Here is a 15,083-nt window from a genome sequence, read left to right as displayed (position 1 = left end):
GCAATGCACGTTTCAGGCCAAAAATAGGCGTGGTGAATAAATAACCGCAAAAATATTTCTAACATCTTGTATACAGCGCGGTATTCCAGTTTGTCCGGGCAGATTGTTTTTACAACATTCGATACAGGGCGGTGCTATACAAATAAGCGATTCACCGTGGGGGTGCAGCGATTCTAAAAAGTGGTGCAGAAACAGACTGGAGCTTGAAATAATGGGATTTTGGCCCCATTTGAGAGGAGACTCGAAAGAATATTGCTAGCGGATGTTCACATTATTCATAACTTGGACGTTATCTCGTAATGTAAGGTTTAGAACCGATCCTCTAAGCCGTGAAGTGCTAACATTGCCTGAGTTCCCTTTTTTCTTGCAGGATAGACGATGACTGAAAATGATTTGCGTCAATTGAGCACCGACGTCGGTGCCGCCTTGAAATCCAAGGGCCTGTGGCTAACCTGTGCTGAATCCTGCACGGGTGGTTGGGTCGCTAAAGCTATTACTGATATTGCCGGCAGCTCTGCCTGGTTTGACCGCGGTTTTGTCACTTACAGCAACGTTGCCAAGCGCGAGATGCTCGATGTATCAGAATCCACGCTCAAAGAGCATGGCGCAGTGAGTGAACCCGTAGTGCGCGAGATGGCCCGAGGAGCGCGCTATGCGGCCGGCGCTGATTTGGCGGTATCAATCAGCGGCATTGCCGGCCCGGACGGCGGCACAAAAGATAAACCGGTTGGCACTGTGTGGTTTGGATTTGCCGATGAAAACGGTCGAATTTTTGCCTGCAAAAAGAATTTTTCTGGGGATCGCGACGCAGTGCGTTTGCAAGCTGCTGTTTTTTCACTACAAACTTTGCTAGACGAGTTTTTGAAAAAATAGGCTTGATACTGTATGAGCATACAGTATAATTAGTCTCAATTACCTGCATCTGTACTTGCATCCGACAACAACATTCAGTGACAACGACGTGTGGCTTCACACAACCCGTCACGCGAAGGAGTGAAAATGGCTATTGATGAGAACAAGCAAAAGGCGTTAGCTGCGGCACTGGGCCAGATTGAAAAACAATTCGGTAAAGGCTCCATCATGCGTCTTGGCGAAGATCGCTCCATGGATGTTGAAACGATTTCTACCGGCTCTCTGTCTCTGGATATCGCACTTGGCGCAGGTGGCTTGCCAATGGGCCGTATCGTCGAGATTTACGGTCCAGAATCATCAGGTAAAACAACGTTAACTCTGCAGGTTATCGCTGCCGCTCAGCGCGAAGGCAAAACCTGTGCGTTTATCGATGCCGAGCATGCGCTTGACCCAATCTATGCCAAAAAACTGGGCGTAGACATCGACAATCTGCTGTGTTCCCAGCCGGACACCGGCGAGCAGGCACTGGAAATCTGTGATGCCCTGACTCGTTCAGGCGCGGTTGACGTTATTATCGTTGACTCGGTAGCGGCACTGACTCCAAAAGCAGAAATCGAAGGTGAAATCGGTGATTCTCATATGGGCCTTGCGGCACGTATGATGAGCCAGGCGATGCGTAAACTGGCCGGTAACCTGAAAAATGCCAATACTCTGCTGATCTTTATCAACCAGATCCGTATGAAAATCGGCGTGATGTTCGGTAACCCGGAAACCACTACCGGTGGTAACGCGCTGAAGTTTTATGCTTCTGTTCGTCTTGATATCCGCCGTATCGGTGCAATCAAAGACGGCGACGTAGTAGTAGGCAGTGAAACCCGCGTTAAAGTGGTCAAGAACAAAATCGCTGCACCGTTCAAGCAGGCCGAGTTCCAGATTATGTACGGCGAAGGTATCAACATTAACGGCGAACTGGTTGACTTGGGCGTTAAGCACAAGCTGATTGAGAAAGCCGGTGCATGGTACAGCTACAACGGTGAGAAAATCGGGCAGGGCAAATCTAATGCCAGCAATTTCCTGAAAGAAAACCCGAAAATTGCTTCCGAGATCGACAAAAAGCTCAGAGATATGCTGCTGAGCGGCACTGGTGAACTGAGTGCGGCTGTCACAGCTGAAAGCCTGGATGACAATGCTGAAACCAGCGAAGAGTTTTAATACTCTCTGCTGAACCTGCCGGGGAATCTGGCAGGCATTAAGCTAAAGGCTATCGCCTTCCAAAAAACAGCCTGCAAAACGGGCTGTTTTTTTGCTTTATAAGGAATCAAGCATGACGCAGGATACCGAAAATTATCAGGAACCTTCGTCGTTATTCTCAACGACGAAGGACGACCAGGCGAAAAAACTCAATAACCTGATTGCCCGTGCAATGCGGCTGTTAGGCCAGCGTGACCACGGTGAAGCCGAGCTGCGGCGCAAATTGTTGACTCCTCCACAACCTTTTTCCCGACCTTCCTCCTACAAAGCGCGACAAAATCCTGATTCACGCCGCCAGGCGGTGCCCAAAGAAGTTGAAGAGATTGACCCGGAACAGGTTGAAGAGGTTATCGCCTACTGCTATCAGCATGACTGGCTTGATGATGCCAAATTTGCCGGGCGCTATATTTCAGGGCGCAGCAACCGTGGATTAGGCGCACAGCGCATTCGATCCGAGCTGACACAAAAGGGCGTCGATAAAGAAATCATCAATCAGGCGTTGGAAGAGTGTGAGGTTGACTGGTGCAGTAAAGCCTACGAGTTGGCGACGCACAAATTTGGCCAACCTTTACCGACCGAGTGGAAGGAAAAGTCGAAAGTATTACGTTATTTGCTCTATCGCGGTTTTTTTCAGGAAGAAATTCAGTCTATTTATCGCGATTTTGAGGAATGATTGCATACGGGATTTTACTTCCCAGCGAAGAAATTTTATCTTATCCCCACTTTTTGTTCGTGAGCGACAAAGTAAGCAGGCCGTTATCACGCTAATCTTGCTCACGGGCCGACCTTTTAGCCTTATTCCGGGACATTTATGAGCAAGAGCACCGCTGAGATCCGTCAAGCGTTTCTCGATTTCTTCCATAGTAAGGGACACACTGTTGTCGACAGCAGCTCGCTGATCCCTACTAATGATCCGACATTGATGTTTACCAATGCCGGTATGAACCAATTCAAAGACGTTTTTCTGGGCCTGGACAATCGCGATTACAATCGTGCGACCACGTCTCAGCGTTGCGTACGTGCCGGCGGCAAGCACAACGATCTGGAAAACGTCGGCTATACCGCACGTCACCATACCTTCTTCGAGATGCTGGGTAACTTCAGCTTCGGCGATTACTTCAAAGAAGATGCGATTAAGTTTGCCTGGGAACTGTTGACCGGTGAGCATTGGTTTAACCTGCCTAAAGAGAAACTGTGGGTTACCGTCTACGCTACCGATGACGAAGCTTACGACATCTGGGAAAAACAGATTGGCGTGCCGAAAGAGCGCATTATTCGCATCGGCGACAACAAAGGTGCTCAATACGCGTCAGACAACTTCTGGCAGATGGGTGATACCGGTCCTTGCGGCCCTTGCTCCGAGATTTTCTACGATCACGGCGACCACATCTGGGGCGGTCCTCCGGGCAGCGCAGAAGAAGACGGCGACCGTTATATCGAAATCTGGAACCTGGTATTCATGCAGTTCAACCGCCAGGCGGACGGCACTATGCTGCCACTGCCTAAGCCATCTGTTGATACCGGAATGGGTCTGGAGCGTATTACAGCGGTGCTGCAACACGTTAATTCCAACTACGACATCGACCTGTTCCAGAAACTGATCGCTGCAGTTGCACAGGTTACCGGTGCGACCGACTTGAACAACAAGTCGCTGCGCGTGATTGCCGATCATATTCGTTCTTGTGCTTTCCTGATTTCCGATGGCGTGATCCCTTCCAATGAAGGGCGTGGCTACGTGCTGCGTCGCATCATTCGTCGCGCGGTTCGTCATGGCAACATGCTTGGCGCCAAGGAAACCTTCTTCTATAAGCTGGTTGCGCCTTTGGTTGAAGTCATGGGTTCTGCGGGCATTGAACTCGCTAAACAGCAGTCTACCGTCGAACAGTTGCTTAAAACCGAAGAAGAGCAGTTTGCTCGCACTCTGGAACGCGGATTAGCGCTGCTGGATGAAGAGCTGGCTGCGCTGAAAGGCGACACTTTGCCTGGCGATATCGTTTTCCGCCTGTATGACACCTTTGGCTTCCCGGTCGATCTGACTGCTGATGTTTGCCGCGAGCGCAATCTCAAGATTGACGAAGAAGGCTTCGAGAAGGCAATGGAAGTCCAGCGTAACCGCGCACGCGAGTCCAGCGGTTTCAGCGCTGACTACAACAGCATGGTGCGAGTGGACGGCGTCACTCAGTTCTCGGGCTACGAGCACGTTCAACGCCAGTCTAAAGTGGTTGCCCTGTTTGTTGACGGCCAGCCAGTTAACGAAATTGAGGCGGGTGTAAACGCCATTGTGGTCCTCGACGATACGCCTTTCTATGGCGAATCAGGTGGCCAGGTTGGTGATAAAGGCGTATTGAAAACATCTGCCGGTGAATTTGCGGTGGGCGACACGCAAAAATACGGTAAGGCGATTGGCCATCAGGGCGTTCTTAGTGCCGGTAAGCTGGCGATTGGCGACAGCGTAGAGGCGGATGTCGATTCTGCTCGCCGCGACCGTATTCGTCTGAACCACTCTGCTACCCACCTGCTGCATGCTGCGCTGCGCCAGACTCTGGGCAAGCACGTTGCTCAGAAGGGTTCTTTGGTTAACGATAACTACCTGCGCTTTGACTTCTCGCACTTTGAAGCGATGAAGCCGGAAGAGATCCGTCAGGTAGAAGATTTGGTAAATGCGCAAATCCGTCGTAATCTGCCTATCGAGACCAAGATCATGGCGCTCGATGATGCAAAAGAGAAGGGCGCAATGGCGCTGTTCGGCGAGAAGTACGAAGACAACGTTCGCGTGCTGTCGATGGGCGACTTCTCTACCGAGTTGTGTGGTGGCATACACGCCAGCCGTACCGGTGATATCGGCCTGTTCCGCATTCAGAGTGAATCAGGTACTGCAGCAGGCGTACGCCGTATCGAAGCTGTTACAGGCGAGAATGCGATTAATACGTTGCACCAGCAAAGCGATTTATTGCAGGACGTTGCGCATCTGGTTAAAGGTGACGTGAACAGCGTTACTGACAAGATTCGTTCTCTGATGGAGCGTTCACGCCTGCTGGAAAAAGAGCTTCAGCAAGTGAAAGACCAGCAGGCGGCGCAGGAAAGTGCTTCACTGTCTGGCCAGACCAAAGAAGTCAAAGGCGTCAAACTGCTGGTTAAACAGCTTGATGGCGTAGAAGCAAAAATGCTGCGTACTATGGTCGATGACCTTAAGAATCAACTTGGCTCTGCCATCATTGTGCTGGCTACTGCGGCTGAAGGTAAGGTAAGTTTGATCGTTGGCGTGACAAAAGACCTGACCGATCGTGTCAAAGCCGGTGAGTTAATCGGAACGATTGCGTCCCAGGTCGGCGGGAAAGGCGGCGGTCGTCCTGATATGGCTCAGGCGGGCGGTACCGATGTACAGGCTTTGCCAGCGGCGCTTGGCGGTGTCGAAGCCTGGGTATCTGAAAAGCTGTAGTCATAAAATCAGTAACAGTGAAAACGCCATAATCTCTTGTCTATTATGGCGTTTTCAGTCTTAACGACCGGTAAACTCTTACTATTTAAGTCACGACTTCGCCGATTTCGGCTAAACTAAAATTACTCACAGCTAATGTATAAGGCTGACATACATTTTATGTGGGGGTCATGGCTTACGTTTCTTCAGCATATGATAGATAATGCTTTAGATACTGAGAGACCCGACTCTTTTAATTTTCCAAGGAGCAAAGAATGCTTATTCTGACTCGCCGAGTTGGTGAAACCCTCATGATTGGCGATGAGGTAACGGTTACCGTATTAGGCGTTAAAGGTAATCAGGTACGTATTGGTGTGAATGCGCCAAAAGAGGTCTCTGTTCATCGTGAAGAGATCTATCAGCGTATTCAGGCTGAAAAATCTCAACAGACGAGTTTCTAATTTATCAGGCGTCTCGTCTTTGGCGAGGCGCTGATGAAACTTCAGCACGGTTTTACGTGTTACCTTCTCGTTTTGTCTCTATTCTTCAAAAACTTTTTTCCCTTCTGTCATTCTTCACGCAACTCTTTTTACTGATTAAACATTGGTTTTTGCCCTTTATAGCTATTATTTTGCCGGTAATCTGCTCAGGTTGAGTGGGAATTGTCCAAACAGGCGATTCTTGGGAAAAAAGGGTTTGACTTATAAGTGCGGGAAAGTAATATGTGCGCCACGCAGTGCCGATGAGCTTAAACAAAGTTATTCAGCACAATTCGAAAGAAGCGTATGGTGAGGTGGCCGAGAGGCTGAAGGCGCTCCCCTGCTAAGGGAGTATGCGGTCAAAAGCTGCATCCGGGGTTCGAATCCCCGCCTCACCGCCATTTAAGATGCACCCATAGCTCAGCTGGATAGAGTACTCGGCTACGAACCGAGCGGTCGGAAGTTCGAATCTTCCTGGGTGCACCATTCTTTCTGTGATGTATATTGATTTGCAATCAAGTGAGCATCAGGGCCGAATTTGGTAGAATGTGAAAGTGGTTAAAGTAACTCTGCTGTAAAGAACTGCAATTAAAGAAGTGATATGCACCCATAGCTCAGCTGGATAGAGTACTCGGCTACGAACCGAGCGGTCGGAAGTTCGAATCTTCCTGGGTGCACCATTTAACGACTTGCTGCCATCAAAGGAAACTTGAAATGGTGATGCAATGTTAAATGGAAGCACAAAGGATGATAACGTTGCCTTGGCAACGACCCGTAAGGGTGAGGCGTAAGTCGAATAATCTTCCTGGGTGCACCATTTTCCTCTCTGCTTTTTCTTCGCATCAATCGATAGTAAAATAGTTTCAAAATGCACCCATAGCTCAGCTGGATAGAGTACTCGGCTACGAACCGAGCGGTCGGAAGTTCGAATCTTCCTGGGTGCACCATATTCCCCAAGTTTGCAGATAAAGAAAATTCTAAATTTGTAGGCTCAGAAAAACCCGCTTCGGCGGGTTTTTTGCTTTCTGCTATTCGCTAAATTCTCCTTTACCGATCTTCCTCGCAAATCAACTATTCCCTGTGTGCTGTCTGACCTGACAAAAAGGGACAATTCAACATCTTTGCGATAAAGTAGTTTCCCCCAGATTGTTAAGAGCAGGCGGTGGTTATGGATTACAAGCTGTACGAGGGCTACGAAGGATTGATCTTTGATATGGACGGCACCATATTGGATACAGAGCCAACGCACCGTAAAGCCTGGCATCAGGTTCTGTCGAAATACAATCTGCAGTATGACCTGGCTGCAATGGTTGCTCTTAACGGCTCGCCGACATGGCGAATTGCAAAATCTATCATCGATAGTAATAACGTTGATTTAGATCCTCATCATCTGGCCACCGAGAAGACCTCGGCGGTACAGGAGATGTTACTTGATACAGTTAAGCCCTTGCCGCTGATTGAGGTGGTGAAGGCGTTTCACGGTCGCCGTCCTATGGCGGTGGGCACGGGCAGCGAACACTGGATGGCGGATGCTCTGCTTCGTCATTTAGGGCTGCGAGAGTACTTTGACGCGATTGTTGGCGCCAATGACGTAGAACATCACAAGCCGGCACCTGACACCTTCCTGCGTTGCGCGGAGCTAATTGGCGTAGTGCCTGAGAAGTGTGTGGTATTTGAAGACGCCGATTTCGGTATAGAAGCTGCCAAACGCGCAAATATGGCCTATGTTGATGTTCGGACGCTGTAAATTCAGCGCGTTATCGGTATTTGGCGATTTGTTATGCGTCTTGACAGGTTGGCTACGCATGCTCGGGATCTTGAGTCCTCTATACTCTATCAAGAGAGAGGCAGGTCCGGAGTGGGGTTAGATTGGTATCGGTTATCTATGATGGTCACATCTATGCAGATTCAGAAAACGTACGCGTTAACATTTTTTCATAGCGGGAGGTCAATTTGATCCCGGATGTATCACAGGCGCTTTCCTGGCTGGAAGCCCATCCTCATTCCTTGAAGGGCATTGGTCGGGGTATTGAGCGCGAAACACTGCGCGTTAACCCCAATGGCGCACTGGCAACCACGGGTCATCCTGAATCTTTAGGTTCGGCATTGACGCATGACTTGATCACCACCGATTTCGCCGAGGCTCTTCTGGAGTTCATCACTCCGGTTGATGACAGTGTTGAGCATTCGTTGCAAATTTTGCGCGATATTCATCGTCATGTTGCCAAAGAGCTTGGCGATGAAAGAATGTGGCCGTTCAGCATGCCTTGTTTTATAGATTCTCCCGCAGATATTGAGCTAGCTCAGTACGGAACTTCAAACATTGGCAAGCTGAAAACTTTGTATCGCCAAGGGCTGAAAAGCCGCTACGGTGCAGTGATGCAGACTATATCAGGCATCCATTACAATTTCTCACTGCCAATCGAGTTTTGGCAGGCACGCCTGGGCATAAAAGATGCCGAGAGCGGTAAAGACGCAATCTCTGCGGCTTACTTGAATGTGATCCGCAATTATTACCGTTTTGGCTGGGTTATCCCCTATTTGTTCGGCGCTTCTCCGGCGATCTGCTCTTCATTCCTTAAGGGACATGAAACAAATCTGCCGTTTGAGTATACCAAGAACGGATTATGTTACCTGCCTTATGCGACTTCACTGCGCCTGAGCGATTTGGGATATACCAGTAAATCGCAAAGTAATCTGGGCATTACTTTTAACGATCTCGATACTTATATCGCTGGCGTTAAACGTGCCACGCGGACTCCCTGGGAGGAGTATGCGGCGATAGGCCTGAAAAAAGACGGAGAATATCTGCAACTGAACACCAATGTGTTACAGATTGAGAACGAGCTTTATGCTCCTATTCGTCCTAAACGCGTCACTAAATCGGGCGAAACGCCTTCAGATGCTTTGCTGCGCAGTGGGATCCAGTACATCGAGGTTCGTTCACTCGATATTAACCCATTCACCCCGATTGGCATTGATGCCTCGCAGGCACGTTTCCTCGACCTATTTTTGATATGGTGTGCATTGGCGGATGCGCCGGAAATGAATAGCGAGGAGATTCTTTGCACGCGTCAAAACTGGAATCGTGTGATTCTGGAAGGGCGCAAGCCGGGCCAGACGATTGGTATTGGCTGCGATGATGTCAGAGAGCCGCTTGAAAAAGCCGGTAAATCTCTTTTTGCCGATCTGCGTCGCGTGGCTGAGGTTCTGGATACTCAGAATGGCAATAAAGAATATCAAGATGTCAGTGATGAGCTTGTTGCCGCATTCGACAATCCTGAACTGACTTATTCGGCGCGCATCCTCAAGGCGATGAAAGCTGAGAGCAATCTTGGTGTGAAATTGGCCGAAAAATACCGTCAGATGCTGATTGAGGAGCCGTTGGAGGTTCTGAGCGAGCAGCAATTGGATAATGAGCGTGATGCGTCCTGGGAGCGTCAGCGCACCCTTGAAGCAAATGATAAGCTAAGCTTTGATGAGTATCTGGCCGCTCTCGCCGCAAAATAGGGCAGGGTGCCAGAAAAGAAAAAGGCCACAATCAATGTGGCCAAAACAAACATCTCTGTTTACAGGGATGATGATAACAAATGCGCGTCTTTCATATATTCAGACTCGCGTTATGGGAAAAGGTTTCCTGAGTTCGATAAAAAAATAATTTTTTTTAGGAGAGGTGACGATTATGCCACTGTTGGATAGCTTTACCGTAGACCATACTCGAATGGCCGCCCCTGCTGTTCGCGTTGCTAAAACCATGAAAACCCCTAATGGGGACACCATCACCGTGTTCGATCTGCGCTTTTGCCGCCCGAACATTGAAGTGATGACCGAGCGCGGTACTCATACTCTTGAGCACCTGTTTGCTGGTTTTATGCGTAACCACTTGAATGGTAACGGCGTTGAGATTATCGATATTTCTCCAATGGGTTGCCGTACCGGTTTCTACATGAGCCTGATCGGTGTGCCTGATGAGAAGCTGGTTGCCAGTTCCTGGAAATCGGCGATGGCTGACATTCTGAAAGTTAAAGATCAGAATCAAATTCCTGAGCTGAACATCTATCAATGTGGTACTTGCGATATGCACTCATTGAAAGAAGCTCAGGAAATCGCTCAGCACATCGTTGATAGCGAAATTGGCGTTAACCACAACGATGAGCTGGCGCTGCCACCTGAAAAACTGACTGAACTGCACATCTAGCAATAGCAGTTTTAGCTTCACTAGCACGTTAACCGACAGGTTAACGGCATAAAAAAAGACGCGATGATTGATTATCGCGTCTTTTTTATTGGCCGTTGGTCTTGGATAGGCAGTTACCTATCCTGGCCTTTTAATGATCTTTATTGCTACGCAACGTTTTCAACGGCCTGACTTTAACCTGTTTGATCATGTTGTCCTGCACGTCGAGTATCTCGACCTCGTAGCTTTCAATGCGCAGGCTAACGCCAATCTTCGGAATGTCTTCCAGCACTTCAAGCAGCATGCCGTTAATTGTGCGCGGTCCGTCGGTAGGGAGGTTCCAGTTGAAGGCCTTGTTAAGTTCGCGCACGTTGGCGCTGCCTTCAATCAGCACGGTACCGTCGCTCTGCGGCGTGACTTCTTCTGCAAGCGTAGGAGACATCGAGGTTGTAAAGTCCCCGACGATCTCTTCAAGAATGTCTTCAACCGTTACCAAGCCCTGAATATCGCCGTATTCATCGACCACAATCCCGACTTTCTTCTTGTTACGCTGGAACTTTACCAACTGAATATTCAGCGGCGTACCTTCCGGAATATAGTAAATCTCGTCGGCAGCGCGCAGCAGATTCTCTTTGGTGAACTCACGCTTTTCCGTCATCAGGCGATAGGCCTCGCGCAGTCGCAGCATGCCAATCGCATCATCGAGCGAACTCCGATAAAGCACGATGCGGCCATGCGGGGAGTGAGTCAGCTGACGAATAATCGATTTCCAGTCATCGTTGATATCGATACCAACGATTTCATTACGCGGCACCATGATGTCATCAACGGAGACTTTTTCGAGATCCAGTACAGACAGCAGCATGTCCTGATTGCGACGGGAAATCTGCGAGCGTGACTCGTTAACAATCGTGCGCAGCTCTTCTTTGCTCACCGCGTCGCTGATACCGACGTTGGTTTGGATACCAAACATGCGCATCAGGATCTTCGACAGGCTGTTAAGCAGCCACACCAGCGGCATCATGATGGTTTGTAACGGGCGCAACAGCACGCTGCTGGGAAAAGCCACGCGCTCAGGGTGGAGCGCAGCATAGGTTTTAGGCAACACTTCGGCGAACAGCAGAACCACAAAGGTCAGGATACCGGTAGCGATCGCCACACCTGCATCGCCATAAAGGCGCATGCCCACGATAGTTGCAAGCGCAGAGGCAAGAATGTTAACCAGATTATTGCCAATCAGCACCAGGCTGATTAGCTGATCGGGACGCTTGAGCAGCTTCTCCACGCGGCGTGCTGCGCGATTGCCCTGCTTGGCGAGATGGCGCAAACGATAGCGGTTGAGGGTCATCATTCCGGTTTCGGAGGCCGAAAAATAGCCGGAAACTACCACCATGACAACCAGGATGATAATGAGGGTAGTTGTAGAGACGTGCTCCAACGGGTAATTCCTTATAGATTAAAAATGCTGCTTTGGTGAATAACGGTATCAACCCACGAGTGCAGAGGATACCGATTCTTGAGATTAATGCGTCGTGAATTGCTGGATCAGACGGCTGCCAAAATAAGCCAGGGTCAGCAAGATGGCACCTGCCATGCTAAACCACACCACGCGGCGACCGCGCCAGCCTTCGTGGTAGTGTCCCCACAGCAGAACGATATAAACCAGCCAGGCTAGAATTGATAACACGGCTTTGTCGATATTTTCACGGCTGAACAGGTTTTCCATGTACAGCAGGCCGGTACAAAGCGTCAGGGTAAGCAAGATAACGCCGCCCTGAGTAATGTGGAACAGCTTGCGTTCGATGCTCATCAAAGGAGGCATATCCGCAGAGAAAGACAGTTTTTTGTTTTTCAGCTGGTAATCAAGCCAGGCCAATTGCAAGGCATAAAGTGCCGCGATGATAAGTGTCGCATAAGAAAACAGCGCCAGACCTATGTGTACCAACAGCCCTTTGCTGGCTTCAAGATGGGTGATGAACTCGCCCGGCAAAAAGGCAACCAGTGCCAGATTGATTAATGCAAAGCAGTAAACGATCGGCAAAATAAACCAGCCGCGGCTGCGCGATGCGACAATGGTCATCACGGTACAAATGATCAGGCTGACTATCGAACCAATATTGACCAGACTGAGATTTTGCCCGGTACTGACGTCAAACACCCGTTGCTCAAGGGTTATCGCGTGGCAAACCAGAGCAACCACAGCTGAAAGTAACGCAATGCGCCGATAGGTGCCATTCTTGCGGATCAGGCTGGGAATGATCAATGAAAGGCTTAACAAATAGGCGATCATGGCGACAAGAGCGAAAGCTGGCATATTGTGTCATTTGCGTTGAAAAATGAATGAGAAAGCCAGTATAGCGTCCCCTGCGTCGTGCTCCAACAACTCTCCTGATTTTACCTTTATATATCGGGCAGAGATTGTGCGGACATCTCGTGTTATAATCCCGCAATTGTGTCGCAAAGGCGGCCTGTCATTACGTTGAGCAAGAGACGATGTTTGATAATTTAACCGATCGATTGTCGCGCACACTGCGCAATATCAGCGGCCGTGGGCGGCTGACCGAAGAAAATGTAAAAGAAACCCTGCGTGAAGTTCGCATGGCGTTGCTGGAGGCTGACGTTGCCCTGCCGGTAGTGCGCGACTTCATCAACCGTGTGAAAGAAGCGTCGGTTGGCACTGAAGTCAACAAGAGCCTTACACCGGGTCAAGAATTCATAAAAATCGTCCAGAAAGAGCTGGTTACAGCGATGGGCGAGGCGAATTCCGAGCTTAACCTTGCCGCGCAACCGCCAGCAGTGGTGTTAATGGCCGGTTTGCAGGGTGCGGGTAAAACCACCAGCGTTGCCAAGCTTGCGAAATTCCTGCGAGAAAAACGCAAGAAAAAAGTTTTGGTCGTCTCTGCCGACGTTTACCGTCCTGCGGCGATTAAACAGCTGGAAACCTTGGCCGAGCAGGTTGGGGTTGAGTTTTTCGCCTCCGATGCCAGCCAGAAGCCTATTGATATCGTTAACGCTGCGTTGCAGCACGCGAAACTGAAGTTCTTTGATGTGCTGCTGGTGGATACCGCCGGCCGTTTGCACGTTGACGAAGCGATGATGGACGAAATCAAGCAGGTTCACGCGGCTATCAAGCCGGTTGAAACGCTGTTTGTAGTCGATGCCATGACCGGTCAGGATGCGGCCAATACTGCAAAAGCCTTTAACGAAGCGCTGCCGCTAACCGGTGTGATTCTGACAAAAGTAGACGGCGATGCGCGCGGTGGTGCGGCATTGTCTATTCGTCATATCACGGGCAAACCTATTAAATTCCTGGGCATGGGTGAAAAAATCGATGCTCTTGAGCCTTTCCATCCGGACCGCGTGGCTTCACGTATTCTGGGGATGGGCGACGTGCTTTCCCTGATTGAAGATATCGAAAGCAAGGTAGACCGCGCACAGGCCGAGAAGCTGGCCAACAAGATGAAGAAGGGCGACGGTTTTGACCTCACCGACTTCCTCGATCAGCTCAAGCAGATGCGTAATATGGGCGGTATGGCGAGCATGATGGGCAAGCTACCGGGCATGGGTCAACTGCCTGACAACGTCAAGTCTCAGATGGACGACAAAGTTCTGGTGCGCATGGAAGCAATCATCAACTCGATGACTATCAAAGAGCGCGCCAAGCCTGAAATCATCAAGGGTTCCCGCAAGCGCCGTATCGCGCTGGGTGCCGGAATGCAGGTGCAAGACGTCAACCGACTGCTCAAGCAGTTTGACGACATGCAGCGCATGATGAAAAAAATGAAGAACGGCGGCATGGCTAAAATGCTGCGTGGCATGAAAGGTATGATGCCACCAGGTTTCCCTGGCCGTTAAGACGCTGTTCAACATGATAATAAGTACCGCGAATTAGCCGCTGGCCAAAAGTAGTTTGAGCTTATCTACGCTTTCGATTGCTTTTTGCGCCAAAATGAGTAAAATTTTCGGGCTTTTTATATAGCAACCAGACCCCGTTCCCCGATGGGGTCTGGTTGTTTTATTCACTAAAGAGGATGTTATGGTAACAATTCGTTTGGCACGTGGCGGCGCAAAAAAGCGTCCGTTCTATCAAGTAGTAGTGACCGACAGCCGCAATGCTCGTGATGGTCGCTTCATCGAGCGCGTAGGCTTCTTCAACCCATTGGCTTCTGGCCAGGCTGAAGCACTGCGTCTGGACCTGGATCGTATTGCTCACTGGCAAGATCTGGGTGCAACCGTTTCTGATCGCGTTGCTACGCTGATCAAAGACGCTAAGAAAGCAGCTTAATCCGTCGCGGTGGTGACAATGAGCAAGCAACTCAATCCAGTGACGCCTGAAGAACCGATAGTTCTCGGTAAAATGGGCTCAACTTACGGTATTCGCGGTTGGCTCAGAGTGTTTTCATCCACCGAAGACGCTGAAAGCATTTTCGAATACCAGCCGTGGTTTATCCAGCAGGCAGGTAAGTGGCAAGCTGTAGAGCTGGAAAGCTGGAAGCGCCACAATCAGGACCTGATCATCAAAGTCAAAGGCGTTGAAGATCGGGATGCGGCTAATCTTCTGACTAATCGCGAGATTGTTGTAGATTCAAGCCAGCTGCCAGACCTCGGCGATGGTGATTACTACTGGAAAGACCTGTTCGGTTGCCAGGTAGTAGCCTCCAACGGATACGAACTGGGTAAAGTCATCGATATGATGGAAACCGGTTCTAACGACGTCATGGTAGTTAAAGCAAACCTGAAAGATGCATTTGGCATCAAGGAGCGGTTGATTCCGTTCCTCGATGGGCAGGTTATCAAGAAAGTCGATCTCACTACTCGTATTATCGAAGTAGATTGGGATCCTGGTTTTTGACCTCCGTAATGTCTATTCGTTTAGATATCCGAGGGATGAGTGGAACAGCGTTAT

General features: G+C 49.7%; 13 protein-coding genes and 4 tRNA genes. 15 read left to right on the top strand and 2 right to left on the bottom strand.

The features are described from left to right. The first annotated feature begins 378 nt into the window (after window positions 1-378). The 12 genes from pncC to luxS all read left to right on the top strand — a co-directional run bounded on the left by pncC (window position 379) and on the right by luxS (window position 10,198). Window positions 379-873: a nicotinamide-nucleotide amidase gene (pncC, locus tag AB3G37_RS20535; RefSeq protein WP_009639027.1), complete on the top strand. Its 495-nt coding sequence runs from the start codon at window positions 379-381 to the stop codon at window positions 871-873. 126 nt (window positions 874-999) lie between these two features. Then, the gene (recA, locus tag AB3G37_RS20530; RefSeq protein WP_009639028.1) at window positions 1,000-2,064 is read left to right on the top strand and encodes a recombinase RecA; all 1,065 of its coding nucleotides are present in this window, start codon (window positions 1,000-1,002) and stop codon (window positions 2,062-2,064) included. A gap of 112 nt (window positions 2,065-2,176) precedes the next feature. Beyond that, window positions 2,177-2,776, top strand: a complete 600-nt coding sequence (gene recX, locus AB3G37_RS20525; RefSeq protein ID WP_369788936.1) for a recombination regulator RecX — start codon at window positions 2,177-2,179, stop codon at window positions 2,774-2,776. 138 nt (window positions 2,777-2,914) lie between these two features. Next, on the top strand, window positions 2,915-5,542 hold the full coding sequence (gene alaS / locus AB3G37_RS20520) for an alanine--tRNA ligase (protein ID WP_009639030.1): 2,628 nt from the start codon (window positions 2,915-2,917) through the stop codon (window positions 5,540-5,542). 254 nt (window positions 5,543-5,796) lie between these two features. Continuing rightward, complete coding sequence (gene csrA / locus AB3G37_RS20515; protein ID WP_009639031.1) at window positions 5,797-5,982, top strand: carbon storage regulator CsrA; 186 nt, start codon at window positions 5,797-5,799, stop codon at window positions 5,980-5,982. Between the two features lie 326 nt (window positions 5,983-6,308). Further along, a tRNA-Ser gene (locus tag AB3G37_RS20510) sits at window positions 6,309-6,401 on the top strand. Between the two features lie 8 nt (window positions 6,402-6,409). Further along, a tRNA-Arg gene (locus AB3G37_RS20505) sits at window positions 6,410-6,486 on the top strand. A 117-nt stretch (window positions 6,487-6,603) separates the two neighbouring features. Beyond that, window positions 6,604-6,680: transfer RNA gene (locus tag AB3G37_RS20500), tRNA-Arg, on the top strand. A 190-nt stretch (window positions 6,681-6,870) separates the two neighbouring features. Further along, window positions 6,871-6,947 (top strand) — tRNA-Arg (locus tag AB3G37_RS20495). Between the two features lie 233 nt (window positions 6,948-7,180). Then, complete coding sequence (yqaB, locus tag AB3G37_RS20490) at window positions 7,181-7,747, top strand: fructose-1-phosphate/6-phosphogluconate phosphatase (RefSeq protein ID WP_037379617.1); 567 nt, start codon at window positions 7,181-7,183, stop codon at window positions 7,745-7,747. Between the two features lie 206 nt (window positions 7,748-7,953). Beyond that, on the top strand, window positions 7,954-9,510 hold the full coding sequence (gene gshA / locus AB3G37_RS20485; protein WP_369788935.1) for a glutamate--cysteine ligase: 1,557 nt from the start codon (window positions 7,954-7,956) through the stop codon (window positions 9,508-9,510). A 172-nt stretch (window positions 9,511-9,682) separates the two neighbouring features. Then, window positions 9,683-10,198, top strand: a complete 516-nt coding sequence (luxS, locus tag AB3G37_RS20480; protein ID WP_009639229.1) for an S-ribosylhomocysteine lyase — start codon at window positions 9,683-9,685, stop codon at window positions 10,196-10,198. 130 nt (window positions 10,199-10,328) lie between these two features. Here luxS and AB3G37_RS20475 read toward each other — a convergent pair whose 3' ends face one another. Together AB3G37_RS20475 and AB3G37_RS20470 are read right to left on the bottom strand one after the other, a co-directional pair. Further along, window positions 10,329-11,615, bottom strand: coding sequence for an HlyC/CorC family transporter (locus AB3G37_RS20475; RefSeq protein ID WP_009639228.1), 1,287 nt, complete (start codon window positions 11,613-11,615; stop codon window positions 10,329-10,331). 84 nt (window positions 11,616-11,699) lie between these two features. Then, complete coding sequence (locus tag AB3G37_RS20470; protein ID WP_009639227.1) at window positions 11,700-12,491, bottom strand: inner membrane protein YpjD; 792 nt, start codon at window positions 12,489-12,491, stop codon at window positions 11,700-11,702. A gap of 179 nt (window positions 12,492-12,670) precedes the next feature. On the opposite strand from AB3G37_RS20470, the gene ffh reads away from it, so the two are divergent. The 3 genes from ffh to rimM all read left to right on the top strand — a co-directional run bounded on the left by ffh (window position 12,671) and on the right by rimM (window position 15,029). Next, window positions 12,671-14,032 (top strand): signal recognition particle protein, encoded by a 1,362-nt coding sequence (ffh, locus tag AB3G37_RS20465; protein ID WP_009639226.1) that lies wholly within the window; start codon window positions 12,671-12,673, stop codon window positions 14,030-14,032. Window positions 14,033-14,213: 181 nt separating this feature from the next. Continuing rightward, window positions 14,214-14,462: a 30S ribosomal protein S16 gene (gene rpsP / locus AB3G37_RS20460; protein WP_009639224.1), complete on the top strand. Its 249-nt coding sequence runs from the start codon at window positions 14,214-14,216 to the stop codon at window positions 14,460-14,462. Between the two features lie 18 nt (window positions 14,463-14,480). Continuing rightward, on the top strand, window positions 14,481-15,029 hold the full coding sequence (rimM, locus tag AB3G37_RS20455; RefSeq protein WP_009639223.1) for a ribosome maturation factor RimM: 549 nt from the start codon (window positions 14,481-14,483) through the stop codon (window positions 15,027-15,029). Window positions 15,030-15,083 lie beyond the last annotated feature (54 nt).

The organism is Rouxiella sp. WC2420, from assembly GCF_041200025.1.
Lineage (GTDB): Bacteria > Pseudomonadota > Gammaproteobacteria > Enterobacterales > Enterobacteriaceae > Rouxiella.
The sequence above is the reverse complement of the archived record's forward strand: the minus strand, read 5'-3'. Positions and strand labels throughout refer to the sequence as shown.

What these genes read in the sequence shown, in the direction of transcription:
- recX (WP_369788936.1), top strand. Translation starts at nt 2,177, where the DNA reads ATGACGCAGGATACCGAAAATTATCAGGAACCTTCGTCGTTATTCTCA.
- csrA (WP_009639031.1), top strand. Translation starts at nt 5,797, where the DNA reads ATGCTTATTCTGACTCGCCGAGTTGGTGAAACCCTCATGATTGGCGAT.
- AB3G37_RS20470 (WP_009639227.1), bottom strand. Translation starts at nt 12,491, where the DNA reads ATGCCAGCTTTCGCTCTTGTCGCCATGATCGCCTATTTGTTAAGCCTT.
- ffh (WP_009639226.1), top strand. Translation starts at nt 12,671, where the DNA reads ATGTTTGATAATTTAACCGATCGATTGTCGCGCACACTGCGCAATATC.
- alaS (WP_009639030.1), top strand. Translation starts at nt 2,915, where the DNA reads ATGAGCAAGAGCACCGCTGAGATCCGTCAAGCGTTTCTCGATTTCTTC.
- luxS (WP_009639229.1), top strand. Translation starts at nt 9,683, where the DNA reads ATGCCACTGTTGGATAGCTTTACCGTAGACCATACTCGAATGGCCGCC.
- rpsP (WP_009639224.1), top strand. Translation starts at nt 14,214, where the DNA reads ATGGTAACAATTCGTTTGGCACGTGGCGGCGCAAAAAAGCGTCCGTTC.
- rimM (WP_009639223.1), top strand. Translation starts at nt 14,481, where the DNA reads ATGAGCAAGCAACTCAATCCAGTGACGCCTGAAGAACCGATAGTTCTC.
- recA (WP_009639028.1), top strand. Translation starts at nt 1,000, where the DNA reads ATGGCTATTGATGAGAACAAGCAAAAGGCGTTAGCTGCGGCACTGGGC.
- pncC (WP_009639027.1), top strand. Translation starts at nt 379, where the DNA reads ATGACTGAAAATGATTTGCGTCAATTGAGCACCGACGTCGGTGCCGCC.